The sequence below is a fragment of the Escherichia sp. 93.1518 genome (genome assembly GCF_013368915.2).
Taxonomy (GTDB): domain Bacteria; phylum Pseudomonadota; class Gammaproteobacteria; order Enterobacterales; family Enterobacteriaceae; genus Escherichia; species Escherichia ruysiae.
Genome location: NZ_JABWMT020000004.1, coordinates 1 through 15,192, shown reverse-complemented (window position 1 = coordinate 15,192; position 15,192 = coordinate 1). Strand labels below are relative to the sequence as shown.

Below are 15,192 nucleotides of genomic sequence, written 5' to 3'. Positions count from 1 at the left end.
CTCTAATTTCGAGGCCGGAAAGACCTATTACATCCATGCCTGTCTTGTTGAAGACGCTTATCTGCACAAGGGAGTGAATTACCGTCGTCTGCAGGAAATCAAATTTGAAATTCCGCAGGAGCAGCCCACCGTGCCGGAAGGGGTGAAGCGGACGTACCGGGCACCGGATTTTGTCTGTAAAGACGCGCAGTTATTGATGAAGATGATGTTCTGCTCGGGCGCAATGAAATCGGTTATCAGGGGCTGGAATACCGTATTTTGTTATCCGGCGGACAAAAACTCCTGGTGGCGGGCGAGCAGATAATGGCCACGGCGTATCTGTTCGCGTGGAATAAACAGACGCAGGAAATGGAAAACAGCAACCCGCCGTCAAAATTCAATCAGCTCTACACAGTGACAGAGGTTGATATAAAATTGGGGTATCTGACGGATGTTATTGCCGCAGATGATCTGGCTGGCTATGGCACGCCGCCGCAGGGCGTGGATCAGAGCACGCAGAGAGTGGAATACTATTGCCAGAATAAGCAGGAATATTCTTATGTGTATTAGTCGCGACTTGATCTGACACTGAGCCTTGAAAGGTTGAGAGTTACCGGTTTTGATATGGGTGTCGAATCCTTATACAAAACACGAAGTAACTCTCATGGTTCATACTACCAATCCCGTTATCAAATACAAAGCCGGTTTGCTCAATCTGGCTGAAGAACTCAGTAACGTATCAAAAGCCTGTAAAATCATGGGCGTTTCGCGTGATACGTTTTATCGTTACCGCGAACTGGGCGATGAAGGCGGTGTGGATGCGTTGATTAATCGTAGTTGCCGCGCTCCTAACCTTAAGAACCGTACTGATGAGGCAACTGAACAGGCTGTTGTTGACTACGCCGTCGCTTTCCCGGCACACGGTCAGCACCGGACCAGCAACGAGCTGCGTAAAGAGGGCGTTTTTATCTCCGGCAGTGGTGTCCGTTCTGTCTGGTTACGCCATAACCTTGAGAATTTCAAAAAACGTCTGAAAGCACTGGAAGAAAAAGTAGCCCGTGATGGCATTGAGCTAACTGACAGCCAGATTGCAGCACTGGAGCGTAAAGCCAGTGATGACGAGGTCTGTGGCGAAATCGAAATGGCTCATCCGGGATATCTGGATTCGCAGGACATGTTCTATGTAGGCAACCTGAAAGGTGTCGGGCGTATTTATCAGCAGACGTTCGTTGATACGTACTCGAAAGTGGCTCACTGTAAGCTTTACGTCACCAAAACACCGATTACCGTGGCTGACTTACTGAACGATCGTGTACTGCCGTTTTATGCGTCTCATGGCCTGCCGATGCTGAGAATACTGACCGACAGAGGCACAGAGTACTGTGGCAAAGTAGAGCAGCATGATTATCAGCTTTATCTGGCAATAAACGACATAGAACACACGAAAACGAAGGCGATGTCCCCGCAGACCAACGGCATCTGCGAGCGGTTCCATAAAACAATACTGAACGAATTTTATCAGCAAACGTTCCGTAAAAAACTGTACGGCGATCTTGATACATTACAGTCGGCTCTTGATGAATGGCTGGCTCACTATAATAATGAGCGAACCCATCAGGGAAAAATGTGCAATGGGCGGACGCCAATGGAAACGTTACTTGATGGAAAGCGCATCTGGGCCGAGAAAAATTTAAGCCAGATGTAATCTGACAGATATCTGTATAAATAACCGGTAACTGTCAGCTCAGGTCTGAGCTAATACAAGTAAATCATTGCAGATTTCTTGTCGGGTATTTTTACCAGTTTTTAATTCGTCTCTGAACCACTGACAGTCATCATAAAATCCAAGACAAACATCTGACTCACTGATGATGAAGAAGTAAATTTCTTTCATCTTTATGTTTTTTGGGGTCAACGCTCTGTTTTTATTTTTGGTCTGAATAATTAAGTTCAGTTGTATCCTGTAAGACTAAAACTCTTTTAAACTGTTGAGCCCTTTCAATGATGTTTTCTTTGTGAGGAGCCATGATTTTATCGGTAGAGACTTTATCATTTGAGAAACAGCGAGAAGCCGCCTTTGTTTCACTCCAGGTACGGCAGGAAACGGGAATATTTTCTTCTGGTGAACGACGGAGGATACTCAGGATATGCTTTACTCTTTTCTCAAGTCTTGAATCTCCCATATCCAGCGATTTTAGCTCCTGAATAACCCGGTTTTGCATAACACCTCTGAAATAATCTATGGTATTTTCAATACAATACTATCATTTCAACTTATGAGTAAGGGCATGGAATGCTAAACGGTGAACGATTCAGATGCTATTTTGTAGATTGACGGAGAAGATCAAAAAAACGAAATAAACTCTATTTAATTCAGTTAGATAAGTATCACTATTAAGTATTTTGGAATAAATGGGGGCGGAACCCCTTATCAAAGCATCATTCCAGCTAGGCGTTTCAATTGCCAAAAATTGTATTAATGCCAATCTGTTGTTCACTATTGCTGGATAGGATCATTTGTGTGGTCGTGTTTTGCTATTTTTTTATCTATTTGTTAGTTGAGGGTTTTGTATGCTAATTATAGCATAATGGGGAGGAAAGTCTTATCGGTGTTTTAATATTTTGAAATGCCGTGCGGTAGCTATGTCATTTACTTTTATATGGGCATAATTGTACCATGCTAATTATTGCTAGTGACAGGTTATACTGCATTTGAAATCTATTCTCATCAAAAAGCTTTTATCTGAATTGATGAATTTTTCATGATAAAGGTATTTAAAAACTGACTGTAGGATAGCAAAAGTGAGTAATACACAACATAAACTCGATAAAGCCCGACCTCCACGAGTACAGATAACGTACGATGTTGAAACCGGAGCTGCCGAAACAGCGAAAGAGTTACCCCTTGTCATTGGGGTTTTAGGTGAATATTCATCATCAGAAAAACCATTGAGAGAACGAAAATTCATCAGTATAGACAAAGATAATTTTGATGAAGTTATGACATCAATGAGTCCGAAGGCTCATTTTATGGTGGATAGTGTTATCCCAGGCAATGAAGGGAAACTGAATGTCGAACTTATGTTTAATTGCAAAGACGATTTTTCTCCTGATAATGTGATTCAACAGGTCGAATGTCTTAAAAAGTTATCGGAATTGAGGTCTCACCTTTGTGACCTGCGCAACAGGGCTGCAAGTAATGAGAAACTGAAGGAAAAACTTCAGGAATTACTGGTGAATAATAATTGCGCTCCTGAAAATGATGAAAGTAAGGAATGAACATGACAATTGCATCAACAGTAGGGCAGAATGAAACACAGTATGCTACAGATGATTGTCTTGAAGAAATTATAAATAATACCAGAGCTGTAAGACAGGATTCTGAAAAAAGCAGATTTAAATTGCAGGTTAATAATTTTCTTGCTGAAGTTGCCAGTGGTTCTTTAGTCATTAACAGTGATTTAATCGGTAGCATTGAAAAGCGAATTGCTGATATTGATAAGTTGATGTCTGAGCAGCTTAGTCTGATTATGCATGCAACTGAGTTTCAGAAAATAGAGTCAGCATGGACAGGACTTTATAAGCTGGTTCAGGCCAGTGTTAGTGAAAATGTAAAATACACGGTATTACACTGTACTAAAAAAGAGTTACTCAAAGATTTTAAATCAGCCTCAGATTTCGATCAGTCTGTATTATTTAAAAATATTTATGAAAGCGAATATGGAACGTTCGGGGGAACACCGTATTCTGCTTTTGTGGGTGACTTCTATTTCGATAATACACCACAGGATATTGATTTGCTGGAGCATATTTCTCATGTTGCTGCCAGTGCTCATGCCCCGTTTTTGAGTGCTATTGCTCCGGGTATGCTGTCTATGAATTCATTTAGCGAATTACCCTACCCGCGTGATCTGGCAAAATTGTTTGAAACAACAGATTATGCCCGTTGGCGTAGTTTCAGGCAGACAGATGACAGTCGTTATGTGGGACTGACTTTGCCACAGTCCCTGGGGCGTATCCCATATGGTATGAAGACTGTACCCGCCGAGACGTTTAATTTTGAAGAGCATATTAGTGAAGACAACTCTGGCAAAGACTATCTATGGGTAAATACAGCTTTTGAACTTGCCTGCCGGATAGTTGATGCTTTTGAGGAGTATGGCTGGTGTGCAGCAATTCGTGGTGTGGAAGGTGGTGGTTTGGTTAAATCATTGCCGGCCTATAATTATGTATCCCATACAGGTGAGCGACTTTTACAATGTCCGACTGAGGTTGCTATCTCAGACCGTAGGGAAAAAGAACTGTCAGATCTCGGATTTATTCCACTAGTTTACTGTAAAGGTACTGATTTTGCAGCGTTTTTTGCTGTTCAGTCGGTGAATAAACCGCGACTGTATAATACTGATCAGGCTAATGCGAATGCAAAATTATCCAGCCAGCTTCAGTATATATTAGCAACGTCACGATTCGCACATTATCTGAAAGTGATTGTTCGTGACAAAGTGGGAAGTTTTATGTCTAGGACAGAATGTCAGACATATCTGCAAAATTGGATCATGCAATATGTTGTGGCATCAGATAACGCCGGTCAGGAGACAAAGGCTCGTTATCCATTACGTGAAGCATCTGTCGAAGTTGTTGAAATTACTGGAAGTCCAGGGTCTTATCGTGCAATTGCATGGATTAAACCTCATTTTCAGCTTGAGGGCTTAAGCATGTCATTGCGTCTTGTTGCAGATTTACCATCAAGTGTAAGTTAAGAGGTTATTATGGGTGCTCGTATGAGTGGTGCTCCTGCTTATGGTAATATGGGGAGCAGAGAGTTTGTAAAAATCACCATTGATGGAAAAGTTATAAAGGGAAATTCAAAAGTCGGTAACTTTAGTGACTACTTTGAGGGGCATTGTCCTCAAGCATTTCATGCTTTTGCAGGCATTGACGGTACTGTTTTTGATTTAATTAATCTGAAACTTAGAGTTACTAAACAAATACAAGACGTTTTGGAGAATTTTTTTAAGAGAGGCGAGAAAGAAATTATAATAGAAATTTTACGTAGGGAATCTACGAAATCAAGTGGTGTATATTCATCATTTAATGTTATTTATCAGGGCTGCCGTTTGCATGATGTTTTGTTGGCTCATGATCATGACGCAAGTCTGTTTTTAGAGCTGTCATTTACTCCAGAAGAGAGTGTCTCAATTGAGATGAATATTCCATCACCTGATGGAAAAAGTACGGAAAAGTTGGGGCCAATAAAGTATAGCCTATATAAAGAGGCACTTGTATAAAAATACTGAATGCATTCGTTTCTTCATTTTTTACGTGATGATAATCCGGGCTCATCGGAAGATAATATGAATTTTGTTCCTTCAGATGATCTGAAGTATGAGCTTGGAATGTTATTATCATCACGACCTTCATACCTTGAAACAGATGAACTGACTTTTGTTAATAGTTCTGTTCTGAACTATGGTATAAAGTCATCAGTATATAGTGTTTCTGCAGGTGAGCATAGTGATACTGTTAATGGCGAAATTTCTTCAAGAATATTACTGATGCTCCAGCGTTATGAGCCCCGGCTGGAAGAGCCTGTTGTTGAGCATCTTTCCAGTGATGATAATTATTCTTTTTTTTCAGTTACTGCTCTGTTTTTTATGGACAGGGTAAAACTCTGTATTAAATGGAATAAAAACTCAGGAGAGTTTTCACTGGATGAATAAACTATTATCCTACTATCAGAAAGAGCTAGTTTTTCTTAAAAAACAAGGTGTTGAGTTTGCGAAAAAATATCCAAAGATAGCCAGGCGTCTTGGATACAATCAGGGGGTGTCTGAAGATCCACATATCCAGAGATTAACGGAGTCTTTTGCTTTTTTAAGCTCAAGAATTCATCAGAGATTAGATGAAGATTTACCTGAGTTGATGGAAGCATTGCTTCGTAATCTTGCCCCCCAATTTTTGTATCACTACCCATCATCATGTATCGTTTCATTTGAGCCAGATAGGAAATCCAGTGGAATAACATCCATTTATAAAGTTCCTTCTGGCACTTCGATATATACTAAACATAAATCTAAAACCATCTGCCAGTTTAGGACTGTATATCCTCTGACTATCGTCCCGGCAACGGTTAATGAAGCAAGAATTTACTATGATAATTTATCTTCCTTATGGAAAATCGAGTTAAATTTAGACGTTTTTGATGGGGCTAATTTCTCTCTTGATTTTGTAAGGTTTTATTTAAATGGTCCGTCAACGGTTACTGGTATAATATATACATTATTGTGCAATGAGATTGATAATATCGTTTTGCAGAAAAACAATGATGTATTATATGGTATCAGAACTAATATATCCGGTGCCGGATTTTATGAGGGTGAAGTAACACTACCACGAACAGGGAATGTTTCTTACATACATAACCTCACGCTGGACTATTTTTCGTTTCCAGAACGATTTAACTTTATTGATATAAAATTTGACTCCGGAATTGAGTTATGCTCAGGGAGTTCTCTCAGACTCGTAATAACATTAAAAAGCAGTGCCGGAAAGTATGAACTGGATAAAATAGAAAAGAATATTTCTGAAGGGCTCTTTAGAGTAAATTGTTCCCCTGTTGTTAATCTCTTCGAGAAAAAAACAGAACCCTTACGATTATCGGATGGTCAGGATGAGTATCAGGTAAATTCGGATTTATATTCCCGTAATGAAATATTAATCTGGGATATAAATAAAGTAACATTACACAGATATGAAAATAGTTTAATCAGGCAGTACCCATTAAAAAATTTATTTGGACTTGAACATTCTGTCATGCAACAATCATGCAACATATTCTGGCATAGTTCATGTTATCGCATGTCTTCTGAAAGAAGAAACTTTGAGGAAAATTTATATATTCGTCTGAGCGATGATGGTGGAGTACAGTCGCGTATTATGACAGGGGATGTCCTTTCAATTGATGTAATATGTACAAATGGTGATATTCCATCATCAATTAATAATGGTGATCCTGATGGTGATTTTGATTGTGATATAGATATTGCTCACCTGCGAATAACAGCTTTGAACCGCCCATCAAGAATGTTGCCGGCTATGACATTAAAAGGAATGAACTGGAGAATTATTTCACAGTTATCTCTTAATTTTGTTTTGCTTGGCGGTACTGATGGAGCAATGAAACTGAGAGAAATGCTGTCCATATATAACTACAACAATAATCACTCAATATCAATTTTTATTGAATGGATTAAAGAGTTACAGATTACACCAGTTTCGTCCCGTTTACCCGGCATATATCCGCCTGTAACAGCTCGTGGAATTGATATTACAGTTATTCTTTCAAAGGATGCAGATATGCACCCTGAATGTTTCATGTTTTGTTCTTTCCTTGATCACTTTCTTGGACTTCATGCCCCTGTAAATAGCTTTACTCGCATGATTACGGTCATTGATCATGAGGACCACACTCGTCGTGTATGGCCGATAAGAGCAGGAAAGTTATCATGGCTGTGATTAATAACAGAAGTAAATTCAGTTTTTTCAATAAAGTTCGTGTGTTATTGAAAAAAATTCTAAAGCCAGATGAAAGTATTGATGACGTTGTTGATGAATATTTCAGATTTACATCAAGTCTGTCTTTAGATGCACCTGATGGTCAGATAGAGAATCTGTATCAGGATGAGAAGGACGGAAAGTATCATCTCACATTATTCGACAATGGATTAACCGGAGCTGCAGGGGTTCTTCCTGTCGCATATACAGAATGGTTGATTGAAAGAAAATTACGTTATAATGATGATGCTCCTAAAGCATTCATTGATATGTTTAACCATAGAATGTATTGCCTGTCCTATCTCGCATGGCAAAAAATGCATCTGTCAGGAGATGAAAACAGAAGAGATAATAATGTTCTTAACAATGTTCTTTTGTCTTTAGGCGGAATCAGTTCTCAGACAATTAGTGTGACAGGTCTGGCATACACAGCATTCTATGCACAATCAGTCAGATCCTTAGCCGGGCTTGAACAGTTACTCTCGTCAATATATCAAATCAGGGTGTCCATTAATCCTTTTCGTGGCACTTTTGAAAATACAGAACCCAATGAACAGGGCGTTCTTGGTTATTGTCAGTATACTCTGGGGGAAGGTCCTGTTATCGGTAATGTTCGCTGGGTGGTGGATTCACATTTTGATGTTGTATTGGGACCTGTAGACTATAAAAAAGCACTGGAATTTATGCCGGGAAAGGATTTTCATTATTTTATCAGACAACAAATAAAATCATATATAGGTGATGCTCTTAAATTTAAAATATATGTGAAGATTTATCCCAGTAACAATGATAATCAACTGAATGTAAATAATAAGCTTGGTTTTAATCTTTCACTCGGCTCCGGAATAGAAAATCATAAAGAACGATGCTTTTGTGTATTTTGACGACTATATATTATGGCTAAATCTATACTTATATCTGGCGAACATTATAAATTCCAGGATAAACATTTTATTCGGTTGCATGGTTGTAGTTTATCATTATTCCCACTTGAAATTAAAGGTAGGGAATCAATATCTGATGTATATACTTATGAAATAAAATGTTTTAGTAGGACTGATCATAACTCCTTGGATCAGTTACACGGTACGCGTCTGAGTTGTGAGATTGGAGAACAATACAATTCGTTACCTTCACGATTCATTCATGGTGTAGTCACAAAAGTAATATTTAATTATGATAACAGCATGCAGTATACCTGCATTATTGTGTTACAGCCAGAAATAGCTGAGTTGGTATCTGGAAAAAGAACAAGAGTATGGTCAAATATAAAACCATCAGATATTGTAAACACAATTTTAAAAGACAGTTTATTTACTCCTCCACAAGTAATTTTATATAAAAAACAGGATTTGCTGGAATATAAGATTCAGTACCAGGAGTCTGATCTAAATTTTATTAATAGAGTTTTGTCTGATGCGGGAATTTACTACTTCTTTGTTCATGATAAAGATAAGCATATTATGACTTTAGCAGATGATCCTGCGTCTCATCCTAAAGCATCTTATGATAAACTAGAACATTTACCTGGTGAAAATCTGAAGGAATCGCATCACGGATACATCAGTGAATGGTCTGTCACAGAAAATCTTAAATGCCCTGCTGTGACACTTTCAGGTTATAATGAGAGTAATGTCAATGAAATTACGATAAAATCAGAAAGTAAGATGACTGATGTTAAATCCAGCAAGGGAATTTATGAAGACATTATTCCTGAGGGAAAACGTGAGTTAATAAAAAAACGTTCTGAAGCTCTGATAGCATCATGTGATAGTGAACTCAAAATCTGGTCTGGAAAAACAAATTCATGGTGGTTGTCATGCGGGGAGCGTTTCAGCCTGGACAAACAGGATTACAGAATTACTTCGTTATATCTCAATGCTGTCAACAATGATATTGAGCATGCTGGATCTTGTTATTGTGATTTGTGTGCTTCAGATAATAAAAGTTCGCTTAATTTCAAAAGTGAGTTTAATTCCCCCGTTATTCCCGGTGTTTTACTAGCCAGAGTGGTTGGTCCTGATTCCGAAGAATATCATACAGATGAAAATGGGCGTGTAAAAATCAGCTTTCTCTGGGGTGAACAGTCAACGTCAGGTACAGATAAAACCTCCTGCTGGGTCCGTGTATCTCAGATATGGTCCGGAGAGGGGTTCGGTAGTCAGTTTATTCCTCGTATTGGCAGTGAGGTTCTGGTTAGTTTTATACAGGGTAATCCTGACTATCCAGTGATCGTTGGAACACTGTATAATGGCCGGAATAAACCGCCTTTTTCTCTTCCTGTGAATAATTGTAAGTCTGGATTTATCACCCGTAGTGTTAAGAATGGTAAAAAGGGAGAAGGTCACCAACTGGTTTTTGATGATAAAGAAAATGAGGAAAAAGCTATATTAACTTCTTCTGGTGATTGTCTCCTTACAGTAAAGAAGGATATGATCAGCAATATTAACCACTCCATGTTATTAACTATTGCTGAAGGTCGAAACTCTGAAATAAAAAAAGGGAATGACAGACTTATTCTTAGGGAAGGTAACTTACAGAATGATGTACATGGTAATATTGATATAAATGTTTCAGATGGAAATTATAATCTCAAGGTGACCGGGGGAAGTGGTAGTTTTATCACCGATAAAAATCTTACGCTTGAGTCAACTCAATCAATAAAAATAAAAGTAGGTGTAAATGAGATAACTATATCCACATCAGGGGTAAGTATAAAAGCCGCTAAAATTACCATAGAAGGGCAGGCATCAGCAGAGGTTAAAGCTGCCACGCTTAAGCTTGAAGGTCAGGCGATTTCTGAAGTAAAAGGCACCATGTTGACGCTTCAGGGCTCTGCAATGACACAGATAAAAGGTGGAATAGTGAATATTGGATAAATGATTTCATATGACAGAAGCTAAAAATAACACTGTTCCGGAAATTAATAAAACTATTGAGCAAATGCTGGTAAAAGGAAAATGGCAGGAGGCGCTTGATTTCTGGATTAATAACACAGATTCGTTAACATTAATTAAATGGCTGGCACAATTTATATCTCAGTCATCTTCTGAAGAGGATTTAGTTCTTTTACAATCCATTTTTAAATGGAAGGAAGGCGATGATGAACAACGCTGGGAAATATTCAAAAATTCTGAGGCTGCTGGATTTTCCACTCAGACAGGTGCACTGGGGTTATCATTATTTGTATCACAGGGAAGTTTAAGTCCGGCTCCATATGATCCAGTCCATGCACCGTCATGTTCAGAAAAAAAAATTATTTATGGAGTATTAATGGATCAGTCGTGTAAATATTATGATACGCCTGATGAAGGTGTGTTTTTTCTTTTTCAGCATTGGTGTAATCGTCAACCCTAGGAGCTGTATATGCCTCAACCAGCCGCAAGAGTTACTGATATGCATGTATGTCCTATGGTGACGCCTGGTTTACCACCTGTTCCCCATGTAGGGGGGCCATTGTTACCGCCAGGTTCTCCGTCTGTACTCATTGGTGGATTACCGGCAGCTACATTGGGGACCCAGGCACTTTGTACCGGAGCAGTGGATGCCGTCATTATGGGAAGTTTTAAAGTTTTTATATGCGGCAAACCAGCTGCACGAATGGGTGATATCTGTGCTCATGGAGGGACAATTGTCAGCGGGTATCCTCAGGTATTAATGGGATAAAAAATGAATAAATTTGAGACGGATACATTACTGCTTCCTGTTATAGGAGAATCGCCGGCAGGTGATGATATTGAATATGATCCGGTGTATAGCGAAATACGGGAAGCAAGACAAAATGATCCAGACTATATGTTCCAGGGAGAATGGGCTGTCAGTGAACCCCGCAGAGCTGACTGGAGAAAAGTAAGAAAATTATGTGAGGTTACTTTACGAAATAAGAGTAAAGACCTACAGATTAGTTGCTGGTATGTGGAGTCCTTGACGCATTTGTATGCTCTGGAAGGGATGCGCTGTGGACTGGAATATCTTGCTAAATTTATTTCTCAGTACTGGACTGCATGCTGGCCATCGCAGGAAGAAGGTCTGGAAATACGTTACAGTAAATTAGTTCGTCTTGATATAGAGTTATCAGAGTATCTGAAAGCATATCCTCTTCTTGATGATAAAGAAATCACACTTTCTAAATGGTATAAGGCGCTGGCGTTTGAGCATGGTGCAAGTTTATCAGAAGATGGAAAGGAAAAATTAATAGAAAGCGAAGGTGATCACTCTGTTGAATCGTTCAAAAAATTTGTAGGTAAATATAATACACGTAAGATTAATGAACAATTTCTTCAGTTTTCTGATTTGCCGGACAAAATTGATGAGGTTGAATCTTTTTACTTTTTCCATACGCATGAAAACATACATCATATTTTCGCAAAAACCAGAAATACTATCAGTGAAATAATCGAGTTACTGAGTCGTTTTTTACCGCAAGCAGTACAGGATAACAATTCTGTTTCACAATTTTCGGTTGAACCTGAGAGCAGGGTGACAAGGAAGGCGTTTCCGGAGGAACAAAAGGAATTTTATACTGCATTAACACCCTCAATAGAGAAAGAGATGTCAAGGGAGAAAGCTATAGAACAACTGGAAAAAATAGCTATTTTTTTCAGGCAATCTGAACCCACCAGTCCTGTACCTTATCTTCTTGAGAGAGCAGTACGTTGGTCAACAATGACTATGTCAGAATGGCTTGAAGAACTACTTAAAGATAATGATTCTATGGAACAAATAAACCGTGTTTTAAAAGGATGAAAAATTAATGACTATTAAGCATCTGCTACTAATAGCTGTAGTTTTCATTACTGCTTGTTCTGATAAATATTCTGAGCAGGATAAAATGCAGGCCATTAATAATGTTGATGCTCCATTTGGCGCGGGATTGCTTACTTTTCAGATATCACCTGATACACAATTAAACTCACTTAACGAGCTATCCAATAGCTGCGCATTATTATTCTTACAGGCTTCAGGTAAAAAAACATTACAGGACTTAATGAATAATCCTGTGTTAATTAGACAGTTTTTCAGCGGGTCTGGTAAAGTTGATGGTATTCTTAAAGTTGATAAATACATAGCAATGCCGGGGCAGGAGATAACACTACATATAGACAGAAGTGAAGGGGCTAAATATATAGGCGTTATTGCTGGATACTATCCATTTCCAGGAAAGCAACATATGTTGCTTTTAGATATTCCAGTTGATGTTGTTGAGGAAGGTTGGTGGAATAAATCATTACATGCATCACTTTCACCTCTTTTTAAAAAGATATCGATGGGTAAAGAAAGTATCAGTATAAAATAATTGTACAGGTATTACTGCATGCAAGAAGAAGAGCAACTTGTTTATTGGTATTCAGGGCTTTATTTACAACCTCAGCACTTTCAGTCAATTGATTTGCATCATAGTTTTATGCTTGCCAGAACCAGGCAGTTATCACAACCCCATCATCAGGGGTACTATGAATGTCGTATAAATGATGATCTTCTGAAAGAAGATACTGTCAGAATTGAAAAAATAAAAGCAGTTTTATCTTCAGGGTATTATATCGAGTATCCGGGTAACTGTGTGGTGCAGGATAAATGCCTGACAAATCTCAGAGGTACAGATCCTGGCACCGTAAATTTGTGGCTTGCTCTTAAGCGATTTAATTCTAGTCATAAAAATGTATCCAGCGTAAATGATAAACGAGGATCTGTCAGATGGGTAAGTTCAGAAGATGAAAGCAACATGCGTAATGTTTATCATGACAGTCAGGATGCTGGTATTACAAGAATAAAATATGATATTCAGATTGTTACAGATGAGGAAAAAGAGAATAGCACTGACTTTGAATATTTACCTCTGACAAGGGTTATTTATGGAAACAATGTATTGTGTATTGATGATGAGTGTTCATTTCCTGCAATGAGGTTATCAGCGAATCACAAACTCAGAGATAAAATCATAGAAATTCATTCTGATATTAATGCCTACAAAAATAAACTTGAAGAATATAGATATACAGAACGAACAGTGTCTGATGGACATCTTTATAATTTTTTGATTCTGTGTGCTATTAACAGAACATTACCACTTCTTTCTTCATTTATTAATGAAGATGCAATTCATCCATGGTTGTATTATATGGCATTATGTCAGTTCACAGGGGAAATATCAACATTTCGAAATTTTGGTTTTTCAGATACCAGAATTATTGATTTGTCATACAATCATTATGATCAGATTTCATGTTTCAGTCATCTGCAGTATTATATTAAAGCAGTGCTGGAAAATTTATGCAGAGATAAGATTATTAGTGTTGAGTTTAAAAAAATAACAACAGATACATTTATCTGTGATTTTGATGAGTACAGTTCCAGAAATAATTCAGAGTACTATATTAAATTAACTTCAGATACTTTCAAAAAGAATAATTCAATTGCATTGTCAGAGATTAAGATTGCTCCATCCGAACATATAGATCTGATAATTCAGCATGCACTGCCAGGCATTAATTTTACAGTGATGGATGTCGTTACATCTGAGTTACAGGTAAGAGAAAATATAATCTTGTTAAAGATAGATAAACATTCAGAATTATGGAAGTTAGATAAGGCTCAAAAAAGGGTTGCATTTTATTGGTCATGTAGTCCTGATGATTTACTTGTAGAGTTAGTATTATCGCAGGAAAAAAATATGCAGTAAGCCAGCCTCAACTGGCTAATGGATCTGTCTATCCGGAGGCTGGCAGATAACGATTCATCCACTGTCAGTACCTGAAACATGCCTTTCTCCGGAAGTGGAATCCGGAGCTCAGTACAACATCTGTCAGGCGCTACAGGGTAAGCGGATAGCAGAAAAGAAAATGGCAGAATGTTCGTGGGATGAAGGAAGCTGCATCGCGTTCATGTCATAACCATATGTAAGAATGGTATTTCTAACTCTGCAGTGGTGATCGAACAATTAATGAGAACCATCAGCATGGCTCGCTGGGATGTCGTTCATCTGGCGAATATCAGCATCAATGGGCAAATTTTCAATTACAGATTATCGTTTCCGGGGACAAAACATGTTATATGAATGCTTATGTTATGGAGGTACTGGTGAATATCGTTGAATGCTATATGCCAGTATTTAGACTCATATCATCTGTTAAAGTCTTTCCTGAAGAATATAGTGATTACGGCAGTACCAGAAAGCATATAATTGATACTGTTGAAGACGTTGTTCGCAATAGTGAAAAAATATCGTTAAGTGACAGCGAACTTGATGCGGCATTTTATTCAATAGTCGTTATGCTTGATGAGGTAATATTGTGTTCTGAACTTCCTTACAGAAAAGAATGGCGTAATGAACTGTTGCAGATTAAATATTTTGGACATTCCACAGGAGGTGTCGAGTTTTTTAATGTGCTTAATAAAGTTATCGAATCTGGAAGTCAGGCAGGATGGGTTTTTCTCTTATGTCTCTTACTCGGCTTCAGAGGTAAATATACTGTAAGCAATAATAATGAAATTAATGATTATATATCAAGGCTAAAGCAACAATGCGGATTAAATATAATCGCGGAAGAAAAAAATAAGACTGCATTAAAAAAAAAGAATAAATCATCGTGGCTTAATTTTTGTTTGTCACTTGCAGGTATCATTGTTATTTATTTTATATTATTATTTATGGTGTATGTG

At 38.1% G+C, this 15,192-nt stretch carries 17 protein-coding genes; 16 read left to right on the top strand and 1 reads right to left on the bottom strand.

Annotation, left to right across the window (positions count from 1 at the left end):
- The first annotated feature begins 73 nt into the window (after window positions 1–73).
- The 3 genes from HEN21_RS03910 (at window position 74) to HEN21_RS03900 (ending at window position 1,684) form a co-directional block, all read left to right on the top strand.
- The gene (locus HEN21_RS03910; protein WP_176251851.1) at window positions 74–304 is read left to right on the top strand and encodes a hypothetical protein; all 231 of its coding nucleotides are present in this window, start codon (window positions 74–76) and stop codon (window positions 302–304) included.
- Complete coding sequence (locus tag HEN21_RS03905; RefSeq protein WP_176251852.1) at window positions 304–549, top strand: hypothetical protein; 246 nt, start codon at window positions 304–306, stop codon at window positions 547–549. The genes HEN21_RS03910 and HEN21_RS03905 overlap by 1 nt, the downstream gene beginning before the upstream one ends.
- A 94-nt stretch (window positions 550–643) precedes the next feature.
- Window positions 644–1,684, top strand: a complete 1,041-nt coding sequence (locus tag HEN21_RS03900; protein ID WP_176251853.1) for an IS481 family transposase — start codon at window positions 644–646, stop codon at window positions 1,682–1,684.
- A gap of 220 nt (window positions 1,685–1,904) precedes the next feature.
- On the opposite strand, the gene HEN21_RS03895 is transcribed toward HEN21_RS03900, so the two are convergent.
- Window positions 1,905–2,201: an IS4/Tn5 family transposase DNA-binding protein gene (locus HEN21_RS03895; RefSeq protein WP_175119167.1), complete on the bottom strand. Its 297-nt coding sequence runs from the start codon at window positions 2,199–2,201 to the stop codon at window positions 1,905–1,907.
- A 580-nt stretch (window positions 2,202–2,781) separates the two neighbouring features.
- On the opposite strand from HEN21_RS03895, the gene tssB reads away from it, so the two are divergent.
- From tssB to HEN21_RS03830, 13 genes are all read left to right on the top strand, one after another.
- Window positions 2,782–3,258, top strand: a complete 477-nt coding sequence (tssB, locus tag HEN21_RS03890) for a type VI secretion system contractile sheath small subunit (RefSeq protein WP_176251854.1) — start codon at window positions 2,782–2,784, stop codon at window positions 3,256–3,258.
- Between the two features lie 2 nt (window positions 3,259–3,260).
- Window positions 3,261–4,739, top strand: coding sequence for a type VI secretion system contractile sheath large subunit (gene tssC, locus HEN21_RS03885; protein WP_105290044.1), 1,479 nt, complete (start codon window positions 3,261–3,263; stop codon window positions 4,737–4,739).
- 9 nt (window positions 4,740–4,748) lie between these two features.
- Window positions 4,749–5,267, top strand: coding sequence for a type VI secretion protein (locus HEN21_RS03880; protein ID WP_286181323.1), 519 nt, complete (start codon window positions 4,749–4,751; stop codon window positions 5,265–5,267).
- Window positions 5,268–5,276: 9 nt separating this feature from the next.
- Complete coding sequence (locus tag HEN21_RS03875) at window positions 5,277–5,699, top strand: lysozyme family protein (protein WP_176251855.1); 423 nt, start codon at window positions 5,277–5,279, stop codon at window positions 5,697–5,699.
- A complete protein-coding gene (gene tssF, locus HEN21_RS03870) occupies window positions 5,692–7,494 on the top strand; it encodes a type VI secretion system baseplate subunit TssF (protein ID WP_176251856.1) in 1,803 nt (600 codons plus the stop codon). Before HEN21_RS03875 ends, tssF begins: the two co-directional genes overlap by 8 nt.
- Window positions 7,485–8,417: a type VI secretion system baseplate subunit TssG gene (tssG, locus tag HEN21_RS03865; RefSeq protein WP_183082902.1), complete on the top strand. Its 933-nt coding sequence runs from the start codon at window positions 7,485–7,487 to the stop codon at window positions 8,415–8,417. Before tssF ends, tssG begins: the two co-directional genes overlap by 10 nt.
- Before the next feature lie 12 nt (window positions 8,418–8,429).
- Complete coding sequence (locus tag HEN21_RS03860; RefSeq protein ID WP_176252134.1) at window positions 8,430–10,412, top strand: type VI secretion system Vgr family protein; 1,983 nt, start codon at window positions 8,430–8,432, stop codon at window positions 10,410–10,412.
- Between the two features lie 10 nt (window positions 10,413–10,422).
- Window positions 10,423–10,890, top strand: a complete 468-nt coding sequence (locus HEN21_RS03855; protein WP_176252135.1) for a DUF6931 family protein — start codon at window positions 10,423–10,425, stop codon at window positions 10,888–10,890.
- A gap of 9 nt (window positions 10,891–10,899) precedes the next feature.
- Window positions 10,900–11,199: a PAAR domain-containing protein gene (locus tag HEN21_RS03850; RefSeq protein ID WP_175119173.1), complete on the top strand. Its 300-nt coding sequence runs from the start codon at window positions 10,900–10,902 to the stop codon at window positions 11,197–11,199.
- A gap of 3 nt (window positions 11,200–11,202) precedes the next feature.
- On the top strand, window positions 11,203–12,279 hold the full coding sequence (gene tssA, locus HEN21_RS03845) for a type VI secretion system protein TssA (RefSeq protein ID WP_176252136.1): 1,077 nt from the start codon (window positions 11,203–11,205) through the stop codon (window positions 12,277–12,279).
- Between the two features lie 7 nt (window positions 12,280–12,286).
- Window positions 12,287–12,829, top strand: a complete 543-nt coding sequence (locus HEN21_RS03840; RefSeq protein WP_176252137.1) for a type VI secretion lipoprotein TssJ — start codon at window positions 12,287–12,289, stop codon at window positions 12,827–12,829.
- Window positions 12,830–12,847: 18 nt separating this feature from the next.
- Window positions 12,848–14,212 (top strand): type VI secretion system baseplate subunit TssK, encoded by a 1,365-nt coding sequence (gene tssK / locus HEN21_RS03835; protein WP_176252138.1) that lies wholly within the window; start codon window positions 12,848–12,850, stop codon window positions 14,210–14,212.
- A 371-nt stretch (window positions 14,213–14,583) separates the two neighbouring features.
- Window positions 14,584–15,192, top strand: a 609-nt coding sequence (locus HEN21_RS03830) for a DotU family type IV/VI secretion system protein (RefSeq protein ID WP_183082901.1), incomplete at its 3' end; no start/stop codon positions are given.

Excerpts from the sequence above, each read along its gene's own strand:
- HEN21_RS03905 (WP_176251852.1), top strand. The coding sequence starts at position 304 with ATGGCCACGGCGTATCTGTTCGCGTGGAATAAACAGACGCAGGAAATG.
- HEN21_RS03900 (WP_176251853.1), top strand. The coding sequence starts at position 644 with ATGGTTCATACTACCAATCCCGTTATCAAATACAAAGCCGGTTTGCTC.
- HEN21_RS03895 (WP_175119167.1), bottom strand. The coding sequence starts at position 2,201 with ATGCAAAACCGGGTTATTCAGGAGCTAAAATCGCTGGATATGGGAGAT.
- tssC (WP_105290044.1), top strand. The coding sequence starts at position 3,261 with ATGACAATTGCATCAACAGTAGGGCAGAATGAAACACAGTATGCTACA.
- HEN21_RS03880 (WP_286181323.1), top strand. The coding sequence starts at position 4,749 with ATGGGTGCTCGTATGAGTGGTGCTCCTGCTTATGGTAATATGGGGAGC.
- HEN21_RS03875 (WP_176251855.1), top strand. The coding sequence starts at position 5,277 with ATGCATTCGTTTCTTCATTTTTTACGTGATGATAATCCGGGCTCATCG.
- tssF (WP_176251856.1), top strand. The coding sequence starts at position 5,692 with ATGAATAAACTATTATCCTACTATCAGAAAGAGCTAGTTTTTCTTAAA.
- tssG (WP_183082902.1), top strand. The coding sequence starts at position 7,485 with ATGGCTGTGATTAATAACAGAAGTAAATTCAGTTTTTTCAATAAAGTT.
- HEN21_RS03860 (WP_176252134.1), top strand. The coding sequence starts at position 8,430 with ATGGCTAAATCTATACTTATATCTGGCGAACATTATAAATTCCAGGAT.
- HEN21_RS03855 (WP_176252135.1), top strand. The coding sequence starts at position 10,423 with ATGACAGAAGCTAAAAATAACACTGTTCCGGAAATTAATAAAACTATT.
- HEN21_RS03850 (WP_175119173.1), top strand. The coding sequence starts at position 10,900 with ATGCCTCAACCAGCCGCAAGAGTTACTGATATGCATGTATGTCCTATG.
- tssA (WP_176252136.1), top strand. The coding sequence starts at position 11,203 with ATGAATAAATTTGAGACGGATACATTACTGCTTCCTGTTATAGGAGAA.
- HEN21_RS03840 (WP_176252137.1), top strand. The coding sequence starts at position 12,287 with ATGACTATTAAGCATCTGCTACTAATAGCTGTAGTTTTCATTACTGCT.
- tssK (WP_176252138.1), top strand. The coding sequence starts at position 12,848 with ATGCAAGAAGAAGAGCAACTTGTTTATTGGTATTCAGGGCTTTATTTA.